Source organism: Kocuria sp. KH4 (assembly GCF_053711175.1).
Window position 1 is genome coordinate 62,583 of sequence record NZ_JBSJYX010000020.1, and the last position, 15,130, is coordinate 77,712.

The window sequence follows — 15,130 nt, forward strand, 5'->3', positions numbered from 1 at the left end:
CGGCCGGTGCCGACCCCGAGGGCCGCCTCGCTCACCCGCCGCAGATCGCGGTGAGCTCGTAGACGACGGCCGAGCCCGTCGCCGCCCCCAGGCAGGTCAGCCGGCACGGCGGGGCGCGGTGGGCCTGCAGCTCGACGTCGACCCGGCCCGGGTGCGGGGGGCGGCCGGCGAGGCGGATCCGCCAGCGGTCGCCGTGGCGGGACGTCTCGGTCACCGTGTAGTCGGACCGGCCCGCCGGACCGAAGCGCCCGAGGGCCGCCGCGACCGCCGCCTGCTGGGGCGGCGTGAGATCGGTGTAGCCGCGCAGGTGCCCGGCGTGCACCCGGCCGGCCAGGTGCTCCCCCACCACGCCGAGGGCGGACTCGGCGTCGAGACCCCCGTAGTAGACGCCGTCGGGGGCGAGCACCACGTTGCCGGCGAACCTGTCCCCGCCGACGTGCGCGCACTCCCACACCAGCTCCGGCCAGCGCTCGCTCAGCGCCCGCGCCACGGGCCGTCCGTGCACGGCGCAGCAGGGGTCGTGCTGGCCGTGGGCGCAGACCAGCACGACCGGCGGGTGGCCCGGCTCCCCGGGGGCGTCGAGGGCTGCGGCGACGTCCGCCAGGTCCTCGTCCCGGTCCCACGTGCCCCACTGCTGGCGACCGGCGCCGTCGGGACCGTGGCGCAGCACGGCCCAGCGCCGGGGCTCCGCATCGCCGCGGCGGCCGTGCCGGCGGACCAGCAGCACGCGGGCCCGCGCCGCCTGCGCCGCGGCGACCACGCGGGACCTGGTCTCCGGCTCCAGGTCCAGGCCGTCGAATCCGTCGGCCGGCCACCCGCCCCGGTGCTCCACGAGGACCCAGGCGGCGCCGCGCGGCGCCGTGCCCGCCATCGGGTCCCCGCGGCCCCGGGCGGCCCCGGCGCAGGAGAAGCGCTCGGCGGCGGTCGCCGCGGCGGCGTCACCGGCCGGCATCGTCACCGGTCGGCGGGGACGACGACGCCCGCGCGCAGCAGCCGCGCGACGAGCTCGACGCCGAGGTTCTCCGCCGTGTGCGCCTCCCCGTCGAGCAGGCGCTCGACGGCGGGCAGATCGGCGCCCGGGAAGTCGAGCCAGCCCACCCGCGTGGTCAGGCGGGAGCCCTCCATCCGCGCCGCGAGCGCTCCCCGGAGCCGCACCGGGGTGTCCGGGCGCAGCTCCTCGACGGCCTTCAGCTGGGCCAGGGGGCCCAGTGGGGCGGGGCGGCCCTGGCTCCTTCGGGTGCGGTGGAACAGGGCGGCGGGGTCCGCGGCGGCGACGGCCGCGGCCAGCCGTTCACGGACGGCGTCCAGCTCCGGGTCGGGCCCGTCGATGCCCAGCGGCAGCGTGGCACGCATCCCGGGCTCGTCGGCCAGCAGCGCCAGGGCCGCCTGAGCCAGCTGCTCGGCCAGGGCGTGCCGGGTCCAGGTGTGGATCCCGAGCGTGAGGTGGATGGAGACCTGGTGCTGCGCCTGGGCGGCGTGCAGCCAGCCCCGCGGCAGATAGAGGGCGTCACCGGGCTCGAGCACGGTGTCGATCCGGGGAGCGCCCTGCGCGGCCTCGGCGACGGCGGCGCGGTGCGCGGTCCAGGGCTGGTCGCGCAGCGGGTCCGGGTGGACGGGCTCGCGGATGATCCAGCGCTTAGTGCCGGCGATCTGCAGCACGAAGACGTCGTGCACGTCGTAGTGGTCGTCGAAGCCACGGTTCTGCGGCGGGGTGACGTAGGCGTTGGCCTGGACCGGGTGACCGAGCTCGGTGCTCAGCCTGGTGCTGAAGTCGGCGACCGGCTCCCACGTGCGGTGCAGGGCCTGCAGGACGAGCGTGGCCCCGTCGGCGAAGCGGCGCCAGAGGGCGGTGTCGTCGAGCTGGTCGGGAACGGTGGCCCCGACACCGGCGGACGAGGTGAACGCGGCGTCGGGGACCGTGGAGCCGTCCTTGGCGACGCGCAGGAAGGGCGTGCGCAGTCCGCGGTGCGCGACGAGCTCGTCGACGGCCGCGGCGGAGAACAGATCGGAGAAGTCCCCGGCGCCGCGGGTGAGCAGCGCGGTGCGGCCCCAGACCTCACGGGCGAACTGCTCCCGGCCGATGTCGATCAGGCGGCCCTCCAGGACCCCGGCGTCCGTTCGGACGCCGGGGTCCTGTGAGTCGCTGCGGGTGTCGGGCATGCTCAGCCGCCCTGTGCCTCTGCTCCTCCGTCGGCACCACCGTCGGCACCACCGTCGGCACCACCGTCAGCGCCGCCGTCAGCGCCGCCGTCAGCGCCGCCGTCGTGGATGCCCGGGGCGCCGTCCGCGCCGCCGTCGGCCGGACCTTCCGCTCCGCCGTCGGCACCACCGTCGGCACCGCCGTCGGCGCCGCCGTCGTGGATGCCCGGGGCGCCGGCCGCACCGCCGTCGGCGGGACCTTCCGCTCCCCCGTCGGCTCCGCCGTCGGCGCCGCCGTCGTGGATGCCCGGGGCGCCGGCCGCACCGCCGTCGGCGGGGCCCTCCTGCTGGTTCGGATCCTGCTGCGAATCAGACATGCTTCCTCCCAGAATCGATCGACCTCGACCGGGCTCCGGTACCGGCCCCCCGATCGCCACGCCGGGCGTGCCGTCGTCGGCGTCGCCCGCGCCCACCCTACCGAGACGACCCCGGCGTGGGAACAGGCCGACCGCACCGACGCATCGGTGTCAATGAACATTGACACCGGTGTGGTGTCAGCGTACGTTGACACGTGGGAGGTGTGGCGACGATGGACGAGGTACCGATGAGCACACTGGTGGCCCGGGCGGAGGACGACGACCCGCTGCGGGCGCTGCGGGCCACGGCCGAACTGCAGCGGCAGCTCGCCCAGAAGGAGGCGGTGGCCGTGCGCCGGGCCCGCGCGCGCGGAGCGTCGTGGGCGCAGATCGCCGCGGCGCTGGGCGTGAGCCGCCAGGCGGTGCACCGCAGGTACGGCGGATCGAGGTTCGCGCGTGACTGACCCGACCGCCGCCGACGCACCGGCCCCCCGCGCCCGGCTGCGGGACCTGGTCGGCTACCTCACCGAGCACCGTGCCGTCCTGGGCGTGGTGCTGGTGCTGTCCGTCCTCGGGGCGGGACTGAGCCTCGCGCAGCCGGTGGCCGTCCACCGGGTCATCGGGTCCATCAGCGCCGACCGGTCGGCGACGCCGGTGGTGCTGGTGCTCGTCCTGCTGGTGCTGGGCGCCGGGGTGGTGGGCGCGGCGCAGCAGTACCTGCTCGAGCGCACCGCCGAGGGCGTCGTGCTCACCGCCCGGCGGCGCCTGGTGGACCAGCTCCTGCACCTGCCGGTGCGCGAGCACGACGCCCGCCGGACCGGCGACCTGGTCTCCCGGGTGGGCTCGGACACCACGGCGGTGCGGGCCGCGCTGACCGGCGGGCTCGTGGACGCCCTGGGCGGCGCGCTCGTCTTCACCGGCGCGCTGATCGGGATGGCCCTGCTGGACCCGCTGCTGCTCGGCCTCACCCTCGGGGTCGTCCTGGTCGCCGTGCTGGCCGTCGTGATCGCCTCGGCGCGGATCCAGGTCCTCACCCGCGCGGCCCAGGAGGCCGTGGGCCGCCTGGCCGCCGGCGTGGACCGCGCCGTGTCCGGGGTGCGGACCATCCGCGCCAGCGGCGCCACCGACCGGGAGGTGGCCCGGCTCGACACGGAGGCCGTCTCGGCCTACGCCTACGGGGTGCGCGTCGCCGGGGTCGGCGCGGTGCTCTGGCCGATCAGCGGGCTGGCCGTCCAGGGGTCCTTCCTGGCCGTCCTGGGCGTGGGCGGCTACCGCGTGGCCTCCGGGGCGCTCGCCGTCGCCGATCTGGTGAGCTTCATCCTCTTCCTGTTCATGATGGTCATGCCCCTGGGGCAGTTCTTCTCCGCCGTCACCACCGTCCGCGCCGCCCTGGGCGCCCTGGGCCGGATCCAGGAGATCCTCGTGCTCCCGCGCGAGGACGCGCTGGACCGGGCCGTGGAACCGGCGGGAGGCGCCCCCGGCGCCGGGGACGCCGCCGTGCGCACGGCACGGCGGGGGCGCCCGGTGGAGGTGTCCTTCGACCGGGTCACCTTCTCCTACCGCGTGGGCCGGCCGGTGCTCGACCAGCTCAGCTTCACGGTCCCGGCGGGATCGACCACCGCGATCGTCGGACCGTCCGGGGGCGGCAAGTCCACGCTGCTCGCCCTCATCGAACGCTTCCACGATCCCGACCACGGCGCGATCCGCCTCGACGGCACCGATCTGCGCGCCCTGTCCCGGGCCGGTCTGCGGGCCCGGATCGGCTACGTCGAGCAGGACGCCCCCGTGCTGGCCGGCACCGTCCGGGAGAACCTGCTGCTCGCCGCTCCGGCGGCCGACGAGGCCGCCTGCCGCGCGGTCCTGGAGGCGGTCAATCTCCTGGCGCGGCTGCAGGAGCACCCCGAGGGCCTGGACGCACCCGTCGGCGACGACGGCGCCGGGCTCTCCGGCGGCGAGCGCCAGCGCCTGGCCATCGCCCGCTCGCTGCTCGCGGACACGCCGCTGCTGCTGCTCGACGAGCCCACCGCGAGCCTGGACTCCCGCAACGAGCAGGCCCTCCACGCCGCCATCCGCTCCGCCGCGGCCGGTCGCACCGTCCTCATCGTGGCCCACCGCCTCTCGACCGTGGTGGGCGCCGACCAGATCCTCGTGCTCGACCGCGGCCGGCTGGCCGCCACCGGCACCCACGAGGAGCTGCTGGGCACCTCCGAGCTCTACCGCGAGCTCGCCCGTCACCAGCTGCTGGTCTGAGGGTGTTCCGCCGCGTCTGCGTCACGGCGTCCCGGTCCCCGGCCCTCCGGTCGGCGCCGGGGATACTGGTCCCGACACCCAGCGGAGCAGGTGGGCCCCGGGAGGCGGCGGCCCCGGAAGGAGACGGACCGTGGACGGAACGCAGCTTCAACAGGTCGCCATGGAGGCGGCCGCCGCGCTGCCGGCGGTGTCCCGCACGTACCCCTTCGGCCCCGAGCACGACGTCTTCAAGGTCGCGGGCAAGATCTTCCTGATGGCCACCGAGGCCCCCGGCGAGCCGATCGTGACCCTCAAGTGCGAACCCCCGCACGGGGCCGCCCTGCGCCAGGAGTTCCCCACGATCACGCCCGGCCACCACATGAACAAGCAGCACTGGATCTCCCTCGCCGCCGGCCCCGGGATCACCCGCGAGCTCGTGGCGGAACTGGTGCTGAACGCCTACGAGCTCGTCGTCGACGGCCTCCCCCGGGCCCGGCGCCCGCCGCTGCGCCACACCGGCACCGGGCCGGTGACGGGGACCGGCTGAGCCCCGGGCGCACCCGGCTCGGCGGGCGCGCGCCGCGCCCCGGTCCCCGCGCGGGCGAGGGCCGACGGGATCACCGCCCGCGGCGGGCCCCGCCCGCACCCCGCCCCTTGCGCCGGGGTGCCCTCGTCGGGTTGAGTGCGGCCATGGGGAACGTGATCTACTCCGTGGCCTGCTCGCTGGACGGCTACAACTCCGACGCCCGGGGCGACTTCTCCTGGGCGATGCCCGACGAGGCGGTCGTCGCCGCCCTGACCGACGACCTGGCTCCGGTGAGCACGTATCTCTACGGGCGCCGCATGTACGAGACCATGGCCGTGTGGGAGACGGACCCCACCGCCCGGACGTGGTCGCCCGAATCGGCGCGGTTCGCGGACACGTGGGCGCGGGCCGACAAGGTCGTGTTCTCCAGGACCCTCGAGCGGACGTGGACCGAGCGCACCCGGCTCGAGCCCGAGCTCACCGCCGAGGCGGTCGAGCGTGCGAGGTCCGCGGCGTCCGGGGACCTCACGATCGAGGGCCCGACCCTGGCCGGGAGCGCCCTGCGGCTGGGCGTGGTCGACGTGGTGGAGCTGCTGCTGTGCCCGGTCACCGTCGGAGGCGGCACCCCGGTCTTCCCGGACGGGCTGTCACTGGGCCTGCGTCTCGTGCGGGAGCGCCGCTTCGACAACGGCATGGTGCAGATCACCTACGACGTCGACCGGCCCCGGGGCACCGGATAGCGGCGTCCTCGACGTGCTGACCGCGGCTACCCGGCGCCGGCCCACGCCTGCGCGTAGAACCGGGAGGACCGCGACTCCAGCAGCTCGGTGTACTGCTCCGGCGCCAGGGTCCGCGCCGAGCCCTCGGGCAGCTGGGCGCTGAAGGCGGACACGCCCAGTCCCGCCGCACGGTCCCGCAGCTCCAGGCCGGCGGCCTCCAGGATCGTGGGGTACATGCTCAGCTGGTCCACGCGGGGGCGCAGCCCGCCGGTCCCGTCCGCGCCGGGCACCCAGACCCGGTTGAAGATGGTGCGGTCGCCGTGGTGGTCCAGCTGCTCGTGGAAGGCATCGCCGGCGCTCATGTGCTTGAGGTGGTCGCCCATGATCACCACGGCGGTGTCCTCGAGATAGCCCCGCTCCTCGAGGTGGGCCACGAAGCCGGCCACCTGGGTCATGGAGCAGAAGAACGCGGAGGTCACCACGCTCTCCGTGTCCACGGTGCAGTAGTCGTAGATGTGCACCGGCTCGTGGGTGTCCAGCGTCAGCACGGAGAGGTTGAACGGCCGGCCGGTCCGCTCCGCCTCGGCGTGCAGCGCGTCGACCTCGTCCTTGGCGTGGGCCATGAGGCGCCCGTCGCTCAGGCCCCAGTCGCCGCGGAAGCTCTCCTCCGGTTCGCCGGCGGCCCGCCAGTCGGAGAGGTCCTTCACCTCGGAGTAGCCGTGGGTGCCCAGGAAGGCGTCCTTGGCGGCGAAGGAGGCGTTGGCCCCGCCCAGGAAGACGCTGGTGTAGCCGTGCTCGCCGAGGACGTCGCCCAGGCAGGTGGTCCCGCCCAGGTAGGTGCCGGCGTCGCCCCCGAGGTCGTTGAGGGCGCCGCTGTCCGCGGCGGCGCCGAGGCCCTTCAGGGGCACGCCGCACTGCGTGGCCGTGAGCCCGGCCATCGTCCAGCCTCCGCCCTCGTACTGCCGGAGGCCCTCCACGCTGCGCCATCCGTCCGAGGCCCGGGTGACCTCCTGCAGCGGGGCGAACGCGTTCTTCTCGAAGAGCTCCTCGTCCGCCAGCGTGGCCTCGCCGGACTCGAGGTAGATCAGCACCAGGTTGCGCTGGTGCTCGTCGCCGGTGACGGTCGGCTCCACGTAGTAGTCACCGAGGTCGTACGCGGAGTTCCCCGCCCTGAGGTAGTCCCCCACGCCCACCGTCGTGGCGAACGCCGTGCTGCCGCCGACGACCACCCCGGCCACGGCGACGGTGGAGATCACGCGCACGATCCACCGCGGCCGGCCCGGCCGCACGTCGCCGCCGCGGCGGTGCCGGCGGCGCCTGGCGTGCTGCCACAGGGCGATCCCGGCGGTGAGGAGCAGGGGGACGACGCCGATCCCGAGGATGCCCATCCACACGAGGGGGCCGCCCCCGCCGTCGAACTGCACGGAGACGAGGTTGAGGAGCATCTGGCCCACGCTGATCTCGCCCCAGAAGAGCCGGATCCCGGCGGCGGCGATGAGCAGGGCGAGGCCGGCCCAGATCAGGACGTAGACCAGCAGGCGTCCCGCGACGGCGCCGCCCCGTCGGACCACGGGAGGAATCCGGACAGTCATCGCAACACCTCGCGTTCCAGATGCGCGTGCGTGCACCGGACATCTCTGACGTCGAGCCCGTTCTCGGGCCCGTCACAACGTAGTACCGATACGTTACCCGTTCAACACCCGTTCATGTGCCGGATGCGCCCCGGTCACCCGGGCCGGACCCCTCCGTCCGTGGCCCCGCACGGGAACCCGCGGGCGGAGGGGCGCGTGCCCCGGCGGGCCCGGGAACCGACGGTCCCCCGAAGTGTGGCGCCGCGCGGGGCGGCGATCGGGTGCCTGCCGCCCCCCGGTGTGCCAGTGTTTACCACTGTGAACAGCCGTGCCCCTCGGGTGCGGCACCGGCACTCTGCGAGATCGGGGACAACCCAGCATGTTCTTCATCGTCACGGCCGCCGTCCTGGCCCTCGTCCTCGTGCTCTCGATCGTCGCCTGGTGGACCGTGCCGAAGACCACGGTGCAGCAGGACGCCGCCGGGGAGCACCCCCGCCCCAGCGCCACGCGCAAGGCGGTCGGGATCACGGCCGTCAGCGCGGCGGTGCTGCTGCTGCTCGTCACCGCGGGCACCACGCTGGCCCGGGTCGGGGCCCGGGAGGTGGGCATCGAGACCAGCCTGGGCCGGTACTCCCGCACCCTCCAGGCCGGATGGCAGGTCAAGGCTTCCTGGGCCGAGGTCGAGACCTTCTCCACCCAGCTGCAGCGCTCGGAGCTGGACGCCCCGATCGCCTTCGCCGGCGGGGGCTCGGGCACCCAGCACATGACCGTGCAGTGGACCATCACCGGTGAGCAGGCCCAGGAGCTGTGGTCCCGGTACCGGCAGTTCGAGAACGTCGACGGCATGCTCGTCCAGCCGGCGGCCCGGGAGGCGGTGGCCACCGTCCTGGCCTCCTACACCCCCGCGGAGGCTCGCGCGGAGGGCAAGGTCGAGGAGGTGCGCGAGGCCGTGGAGACGGCGCTGACCGAGCGGTTGTCCCCGTACGGGGTGCAGCTGGACTCCGTGGCGCTGCCGCCGGCGGCGCTGGACCAGACCGCCCAGGACGCGCTGAACCGGGTGGTGGAGGCCGAGGCGAACGTGGACCGCGCCCAGTCGCGTCTCGAGCAGGCCAGGATCGACGCCGAGGCCGACCGGGAACGCAACAAGAACGTCACGGCGGAGAATCTCGTGCTCGAGTGCCTCACCATCACCAACAATTGGAACGTCGACGAGAACGGGCCGCTGCCGGCCACCTGGAGCTGCTTCGGGGCGGACGCCGCGGACGTCCTGGTCAACGCCGACCGGTAGCCCGCTGGCCCCGCGGCACCCGCCGCCGGGCCCACGCGGCGAAGAGACGGAGCGAGCAGATGACACGGACCCGCATCCACAACTTCTCCCTCTCCCTGGACGGTTTCGCGACCGGTGCGGGCCAGGCGCCGGAGGCGCCCATGGGCCACGCCGGGCAGCGGCTGCACGAGTGGCTGATCGACACCCGCTTCGGCGCCCCGATCCTGGGACGCCGGGGCGGCACCGCCGGCGTCGACGACGCGTTCGCCCAGCAGCACGAGCCGGGCATCGGCGCCGAGATCATGGGCGCGGGCAAGTTCGGTCCCCCGGACTGGCAGGACGACGCCGGCTGGACGGGATGGTGGGGCCCGAACCCGCCGTTCCACACGCCGGTCCTCGTGCTGACCCACCGCCCGCGGCCCTCGATCGCGATGGAGGGCGGCACCACGTTCCACTTCCTCGACGCCGCGCCGGCCGAGGCGCTCCGGGCCGCCCGTGCGGCGGCCGGCGGAGGGGACGTGCGCATCGGAGGCGGCCCCACCGTCGTGCGCGACTTCCTCGCCGCCGGCCTGGTCGACCACATGCACCTGGTCCAGGTGCCGATCGTGCTCGGCCGCGGCGTCCGGGTGTGGGACGGGCTGGAGGCCCTGGAGGAGGACTACGACATCGAGGTCGTCTCGGCGCCCAGCGGGGTCATCCACCTGACCTTCGACCGCAGGACCTCCTGAGGGGCACGACCCCGGTGCGCCGGCCGCCACGACGGGCCGCGGCACCACGACGCAGGCGGAGGAGCGAGGAGCACGGCATGACGAAGCAGGGGGGCAGGAACGAAGGCGTCGTCCCCGACCTCGGGGCCGCCGTCGCGGGCGGCACCGGACCCGGCACGGAGCCGGCGCGCGGGCACCGCTCCCGCGGCAGGGGGTGGACCCGGTGGCCGGGCCCGACGGCGTGCGCGCCCACCACGTCCCGGGGCGCCCCCGGGTCGTGCAGCCCTTCCGCGGCAAGGGGGTGCTGACCATGTCGCTGCACCCCGGGGTCCGGCTCGTCCCCGCGACCGTGGCGCTGCTGGAGGCGCTCAGCACGGACCGCGCCCTGTTCGGCACGCTGATCGGCTCGCCCGTCCCGGACGGCTGGCCCGAGTTCCCGGAGGCCGTCGCCTTCACCCTGCAGCACCTGCGGGACTCCCCGGCGGCGGAGCACGCGTGGTCGATGCAGTTCTTCGTGGACGCCGCGACCGGGCGCCTGCTCGGCTCGGGCGGCTTCGCGGCGCCGCCGGTCGACCGCGCGGTCGAGATCGGCTACGAGGTCGCCCCGGCGTTCCGGGGCCGGGGATACGGGGCGGCCGCGGCCCGGGCCCTCGTCGAGCGCGCCGTGGCCGGCGACGAGGTCGACCACGTGATCGCGCACACGCTGCCCGGTCCCAACCCGTCGACGGGTGTGCTCGTGGCGCTGGGCTTCGAGCACGTCGCCGACCGGGAGGACCCGGAGGTGGGCCCCGTGTGGGAATGGCGGTGGACCCGCGCGCCGGTCGGATAGCCCGGCACCGGACTCAGCGGTAGGCGCGCTCGTACTGGGCGGGCAGGTAGGGCATCGAGTAGCGCAGCGCCCGGGCGGCCCGGATGGGGAAGTTCGGGTCGCGCAGGGACTCGCGTCCGACGAGCACGACGTCGGCCTGGCCCAGGGCGACGATCTGCTCGGCCTGGAAGGGCTCGTCGATCATCCCGACGGCGGCCACCGGGAGACCGGTGCGCTCCCTGACGGCGGTGGCGAAGGCGAGCTGGTAGCCGGGACCGACCGGGATCTGCGCTTCGGCGACGTTGCCGCCGGAGGAGACGGAGATGAGGTCGACGCCGTGCTCCCCCAGCCAGGCCGAGACCTGCTCGGTCTCCTCCGGGGTCCAGCCGCCCTCCGTCCAGTCCGTGGCCGACAGGCGCACGACCAGCGGCACGTCCTCGCCGACCTCGGCGCGCACCGCGTCGGTGACCTCCAGCAGCAGGCGTGCGCGGTTGCCCAGGACGCCGCCGTACGCGTCGGTGCGGCGGTTCGACAGGGGCGAGAGGAACTCGTGCAGCAGGTAGCCGTGGGCGCCGTGGAGCTCCAGCACGTCGAATCCGGCCTCGACGGCCCGGCGCGCGGCCGCGGCGAAGGCCTCGACGACGCCGCGGATGCCGGCGGAGTCGAGCTCGGTCGGGGTGGCCAGGCCGGGGAAGGCGACCGGGGACGGGCCCACCGGCTGCCAGCCGCCGTGCTCGGGCGGAACGCTGCCCTCGGGGTGGTCGCCCCAGGCGCGCCAGGTCGACGCCTTGCGCCCGGCGTGGGCGAGCTGGATGCCCGCCTTCGCCCCCTGGGAGTGGATCAGGTCGGTGATCCGGCGGAACGCGTCACGCTGGGCGTCGTTCCACAGGCCGAGGTCCTGCGGGCTGATGCGACCCTCGGGCACCACACCGGTGGCCTCGACGAAGACCGCACCGGCGCCTCCCCGGGCCAACGACCCCAGGTGCATGAGGTGCCAGTCGGTGGGCACACCGTCCTGGGCGTCCACGGAGTACTGGCACATCGGCGGGATCCAGATGCGGTTGCGGATCTCCACGCCGCGGAGGGTGATCGGGTCGAACAGGGCGCGGGACATGGGTGCTCCTCCAGGGGTGCCGGCGGGCGGGCGCGTCGTCACCGACGTGCCCGGCTGTGTACGGAAACCATCGTAGTACGATGGTCACCGTACTAAGCGCGTCCCGGGGAGGATGAGGTCATGCGCACACTGGAGCACCCGGACCGGGACGACATCCGCCTCGACGCCGTCCTCTCCGCCCTGGCCGACCCCGTGCGCCGGACCATCGTCAAGCAGCTGGCCGGCGGGCACACCGAGCAGGCCTGCATGGCGTTCGCCCTGCCGGTCAGCAAGTCCACCTCCACGCACCACTTCCGCGTGCTGCGCGACGCCGGAGTGATCGGCCAGCGCTACCGAGGAACAGCGATCCACAGCACCCTGCGCCGGGAGGACCTGGACGCCCGCTTCCCCGGCCTCCTCGCCGCCGTCCTGGCCGCGGACTGAGCCGACCCGGGCACGCGCCGGCACGGACCGCGCTGCTGCCGGTCCGGGTTCACAGCAGGGACACAGGCTGCCGCTAACCCGGCCACACGTCGTCCTGATGGGCTGGAGTTCTCGGCGGGCCGTCGGCCCGCCGGAACGACTCGCGGGGGGACGACCAGCCATGACCGATGCCCACAGCCGCCCGGCGCCGGCACGGCGCGCCACCGCTCCAGCGCCGGTCCGTGGAAGCGCCGCCCCGGCGCCGGCCGCGGTGGACGGCCCGCCGACCGGCGCCCCGGCCGGCCGCACGCGGCGCCTGGTCGGCGTCGATGCCGCCCGTGGTCTGGCCCTGCTGGGGATGGCCTCCATCCACATCCTGCCGGCCTGGGACCCGCAGACCTTCGAGCCCACCGCCCAGTGGACGGTCTTCGCCGGCCGCTCCGCCGCGCTGTTCGCGTTCCTGGCCGGGGTGAGCCTGGCCTTCTCCTCCGGTGGGCGCACCCCGCACACCGGGCCGGCGCTGACGGCCACCCGGGCCGGGCTGGCGGTGCGGGCCGTGCTGATCACCGGGCTGGGGCTGGCGGTGAACCCGCTGATCCCGGGCACCACCGTGGAGGAGATCCCGGCGGTGGACATCCTCATCTACTACGGGGCGCTGTTCCTGCTGGCGCTCCCGTTCCTGCGCGTGCCCGCCCGGGGTCTCTTCGCCTGGGCGGGGGTCTTCGCCGTGGCCGGCCCGGTCCTGACGCACCTGCTGCGCGAGAGCCTGCCGGTCGCGGCCGATCTGAACCCGGGGTTCGCGGACCTGGCCGCCGCCCCGGCGGCCGGTGCGGCCCAGCTGCTGCTGACCGGCACCTATCCCGCCCTGCCCTATCTGGCCTATCTGCTGGCCGGGCTGGCGGTCGGGCGGCTGAACCTGGCCGGTCTGCGCACCCAGGTGCTGCTGGTGGTCACCGGTATCGGGCTGGCCGTGGCGGCGTGGTCCGCCTACTGGGTGCTGATCCTGCAGGCCGGGGGCTACGACCGGCTGATGACCCACACCCCGGCGCTGAGCGAGGAGATGATCGACGACATCATCGTCTGGGGCCCGGACCCGGTGCTGCCCACCACCACCTGGTGGTGGCTGGCGATCGCCGGCCCGCACACCAACACCCCGCTGGCCCTGGCCCTGGGGCTGGGCTCGGCGATGGCCGCCCTGGGCGCCTGCCTGCTGCTCGCCCGCCGCTTCGGGACCTGGTTGCTGCCGCTCTCGGCGATGGGGGCGATGAGCCTGACCCTGTACACGGCCCATCTGCTGGCCCTGTCCACCGAGGTGCACTACGACCGGCCCGCTCTCTGGTTCGGCGTCCAGGCCGGGCTCGCCGCGCTCTTCGCCCTCGCCTGGCAGCGGGCCCTGGGACAGGGACCCCTCGAACGCGTCGTGGCCCGCAGCGTGAAGCTCACCCGCCGTGCCGTCCTCGGCCGCCGCCGACCCTGAACCCCGGCCCGCACACCACCCACCACGACCGCGCCGACGACGGACACCGCAGCCGTCCGCCCACCGGCGACCGACCGACCGGGACGGTGCGGCCGGCCCCCGGCAGCCGTACCTTAGCGGCACGACCACCGACCAGCGAAAGGTGACGACCCCATGATCGTGGATCTGAACAACGGCATGACCTGCATCCGGTGCCGGACGGTGTTCGACGTCGTCCTCCTGAGCACCGCCGTCCAGCCCGGGTGGCCGGCCGGGACCACGCTGGTGCCCGCCGGCGTGCTTCCGGTGACGGAGCGCCACCGCGACGTGCTCTGGACCGAGGACTTCTGGCCGACGACCTGCGCCCGCTGCGACCCCGCGGGCTGGGTGAGATGCCGGTTCGCCGCGGGAGCCGCGTCAGCCCCCGACTGAGCCTGCTCGCCCGTCGCGGGCCCCGGGGGACGCAGGCGCCGGCACTCCTCGCGCCGGACAGCGCCCGGCGGCCACCGGGGGGCGCTCGCCGGCGAGCGCTCGTCGTCCGGGCGACGGGCGCAGCCGGAGCGGCCGCCGGACGCAGCCGTCACGACATCCGTCCTCGAGCCCGAGGCCCCTGCGGCCGACACGGGAAAACACCTGCGGTTCACGATTGCCAACGGCACGGACCGGCCCCCACCGTGAGCTCACAGCGGCTCGCCACCGGCGGCCCGGGCTCCCCCACGCCCGGGCCCACCCGGCGGAGAGCCAGCGGCTCCGCCTGCCCGCCGCCGCACCGCGGCCGGGTCCGGGCGCGGGCCCGCGCCGGTGCACCCCGGGGACCGTCCCCGGGTCACCTCGGGGACCGTCCCCGGGTCACCTCGGGAGAGCAGGAGAGACAGGGCATGACCACGATGAGCACGACCCTCAAGGGATGGATCGCCGCAGGCTCCTCGGCCACGCTGCTGGTGGGCGGGCTGGTGCTCGGCGCCCCGGCGGCCGTGGCCGCCCCCGACGACGCCGCCTGCCTGCTGGCCTCGGGCCGCTTCACCACCGCCCTGGCCGCGGCCGGGATCACCACCGTCTCGGTCGGCCAGCTCGAACAGGCCGCCGAGGCCGTGGTCGTGGCCGAGGAGCGGTACGTCGCCCTGACCGATGCCGCCGCCGGGGACCTCGAGCTCCAGCTCGAGGCCGCCTGGGCCGAGCTGGACGCGGCCGAGGCCGCCGAGGACCCGGAGGCCGTCGCCGCCGCCGAGACCCGCATCGGGGACCTGGAGACCGCCGTCGAGCTGGCCCTGGGCACCCCGGAGATCGCCGCCCCCGAACAGGCCCTCTTCGACGCCACCGACGCCCTGGACGTGCAGCTGAGCATGCTGGCCCTGGACGACGCGACGGCCGAGCAGATCCTGGCGCTGTTCCAGCAGCTCCTCGCCGCCTGCGACGGGGCCGGCACCGGCGCCCCGGACGTCACCCCGGTCGTGGTCCCCGCTCCGGTCCCGGCCACGACTCCCCCACCGGCCCCGTCACCGGCCCCGGCCCCGTCACCGGCCCCGGCACCCGCGACGCCCAGGACCGTCGGGGTGGCCGCACCGGAGCGGGCCGCCCCGGCGGGCATGAACCCGGGCCTGAACATGCAGACCGCCGCCGCCCGGCACGAACACCCCGGCGCCGCCCCGGTCGCGGGTCTGCTGGCCGCCGGGATCGCGGTGCCGGCCGCCGTGGCCGTGCGGACGCACCGGCTGCGGCGCCGCCGTTCCTGAGCGGGCCGTCGCCCCCCCCCGCGCGGCCCCGGGACGACCGCGCCGGACGTCACCGGTGGACGTCCGGGCACCGCGCGCGGACGGCGAGCGCCCGCTCCGGGGG

Annotated in this window: 16 protein-coding genes; 11 read left to right on the forward strand and 5 right to left on the reverse strand. The window is 75.5% G+C overall.

From position 1 onward, the window contains the following. Window positions 1–31 precede the first annotated feature (31 nt). The 3 genes from ACWCOM_RS14015 to ACWCOM_RS14025 are packed head-to-tail and all read right to left on the reverse strand — an operon-like array spanning window position 32 to window position 2,612. Window positions 32–952 carry a sucrase ferredoxin gene (locus ACWCOM_RS14015; protein WP_454549357.1) on the reverse strand — a complete coding sequence of 307 codons (921 nt, stop codon included), beginning with the start codon at window positions 950–952 and terminating at the stop codon, window positions 32–34. A 2-nt stretch (window positions 953–954) separates the two neighbouring features. Beyond that, complete coding sequence (locus ACWCOM_RS14020) at window positions 955–2,160, reverse strand: cupin domain-containing protein (RefSeq protein WP_454549358.1); 1,206 nt, start codon at window positions 2,158–2,160, stop codon at window positions 955–957. Between the two features lie 2 nt (window positions 2,161–2,162). Beyond that, window positions 2,163–2,612 (reverse strand): BatC protein, encoded by a 450-nt coding sequence (locus tag ACWCOM_RS14025; RefSeq protein ID WP_454549359.1) that lies wholly within the window; start codon window positions 2,610–2,612, stop codon window positions 2,163–2,165. A 131-nt stretch (window positions 2,613–2,743) separates the two neighbouring features. On the opposite strand from ACWCOM_RS14025, the gene ACWCOM_RS14030 reads away from it, so the two are divergent. The 4 genes from ACWCOM_RS14030 to ACWCOM_RS14045 all read left to right on the forward strand — a co-directional run bounded on the left by ACWCOM_RS14030 (window position 2,744) and on the right by ACWCOM_RS14045 (window position 5,990). Continuing rightward, a complete protein-coding gene (locus ACWCOM_RS14030) occupies window positions 2,744–2,959 on the forward strand; it encodes a helix-turn-helix domain-containing protein (protein ID WP_454549360.1) in 216 nt (71 codons plus the stop codon). Beyond that, on the forward strand, window positions 2,952–4,745 hold the full coding sequence (locus ACWCOM_RS14035; RefSeq protein WP_454549361.1) for an ABC transporter ATP-binding protein: 1,794 nt from the start codon (window positions 2,952–2,954) through the stop codon (window positions 4,743–4,745). The genes ACWCOM_RS14030 and ACWCOM_RS14035 overlap by 8 nt, the downstream gene beginning before the upstream one ends. A gap of 130 nt (window positions 4,746–4,875) precedes the next feature. Continuing rightward, complete coding sequence (locus ACWCOM_RS14040; protein WP_454549362.1) at window positions 4,876–5,271, forward strand: MmcQ/YjbR family DNA-binding protein; 396 nt, start codon at window positions 4,876–4,878, stop codon at window positions 5,269–5,271. 143 nt (window positions 5,272–5,414) lie between these two features. Further along, window positions 5,415–5,990 carry a dihydrofolate reductase family protein gene (locus tag ACWCOM_RS14045; RefSeq protein WP_454549363.1) on the forward strand — a complete coding sequence of 192 codons (576 nt, stop codon included), beginning with the start codon at window positions 5,415–5,417 and terminating at the stop codon, window positions 5,988–5,990. Window positions 5,991–6,016: 26 nt separating this feature from the next. Here ACWCOM_RS14045 and ACWCOM_RS14050 read toward each other — a convergent pair whose 3' ends face one another. Further along, window positions 6,017–7,561 (reverse strand): LTA synthase family protein, encoded by a 1,545-nt coding sequence (locus ACWCOM_RS14050; protein WP_454549364.1) that lies wholly within the window; start codon window positions 7,559–7,561, stop codon window positions 6,017–6,019. 358 nt (window positions 7,562–7,919) lie between these two features. On the opposite strand from ACWCOM_RS14050, the gene ACWCOM_RS14055 reads away from it, so the two are divergent. From ACWCOM_RS14055 to ACWCOM_RS14065, 3 genes are all read left to right on the forward strand, one after another. Continuing rightward, the gene (locus ACWCOM_RS14055; protein WP_454549365.1) at window positions 7,920–8,828 is read left to right on the forward strand and encodes an SPFH domain-containing protein; all 909 of its coding nucleotides are present in this window, start codon (window positions 7,920–7,922) and stop codon (window positions 8,826–8,828) included. A gap of 59 nt (window positions 8,829–8,887) precedes the next feature. Further along, window positions 8,888–9,535 carry a dihydrofolate reductase family protein gene (locus tag ACWCOM_RS14060; protein ID WP_454549366.1) on the forward strand — a complete coding sequence of 216 codons (648 nt, stop codon included), beginning with the start codon at window positions 8,888–8,890 and terminating at the stop codon, window positions 9,533–9,535. Window positions 9,536–9,737: 202 nt separating this feature from the next. Then, window positions 9,738–10,343: a GNAT family N-acetyltransferase gene (locus ACWCOM_RS14065; RefSeq protein ID WP_454549367.1), complete on the forward strand. Its 606-nt coding sequence runs from the start codon at window positions 9,738–9,740 to the stop codon at window positions 10,341–10,343. Between the two features lie 13 nt (window positions 10,344–10,356). On the opposite strand, the gene ACWCOM_RS14070 is transcribed toward ACWCOM_RS14065, so the two are convergent. Continuing rightward, on the reverse strand, window positions 10,357–11,436 hold the full coding sequence (locus ACWCOM_RS14070; RefSeq protein WP_454549368.1) for an NADH:flavin oxidoreductase/NADH oxidase: 1,080 nt from the start codon (window positions 11,434–11,436) through the stop codon (window positions 10,357–10,359). A 120-nt stretch (window positions 11,437–11,556) separates the two neighbouring features. Here ACWCOM_RS14070 and ACWCOM_RS14075 point away from each other — a divergent pair, with 120 nt between their 5' ends. From ACWCOM_RS14075 to ACWCOM_RS14090, 4 genes are all read left to right on the forward strand, one after another. Continuing rightward, window positions 11,557–11,859, forward strand: coding sequence for an ArsR/SmtB family transcription factor (locus ACWCOM_RS14075; protein WP_454549369.1), 303 nt, complete (start codon window positions 11,557–11,559; stop codon window positions 11,857–11,859). Window positions 11,860–12,019: 160 nt separating this feature from the next. Then, on the forward strand, window positions 12,020–13,315 hold the full coding sequence (locus tag ACWCOM_RS14080; protein WP_454549370.1) for a heparan-alpha-glucosaminide N-acetyltransferase domain-containing protein: 1,296 nt from the start codon (window positions 12,020–12,022) through the stop codon (window positions 13,313–13,315). Between the two features lie 153 nt (window positions 13,316–13,468). Further along, window positions 13,469–13,726, forward strand: coding sequence for a hypothetical protein (locus ACWCOM_RS14085; protein ID WP_454549371.1), 258 nt, complete (start codon window positions 13,469–13,471; stop codon window positions 13,724–13,726). Window positions 13,727–14,172: 446 nt separating this feature from the next. Further along, on the forward strand, window positions 14,173–15,027 hold the full coding sequence (locus ACWCOM_RS14090) for a hypothetical protein (protein WP_454549372.1): 855 nt from the start codon (window positions 14,173–14,175) through the stop codon (window positions 15,025–15,027). The last annotated feature ends 103 nt before the right edge of the window (window positions 15,028–15,130 follow it).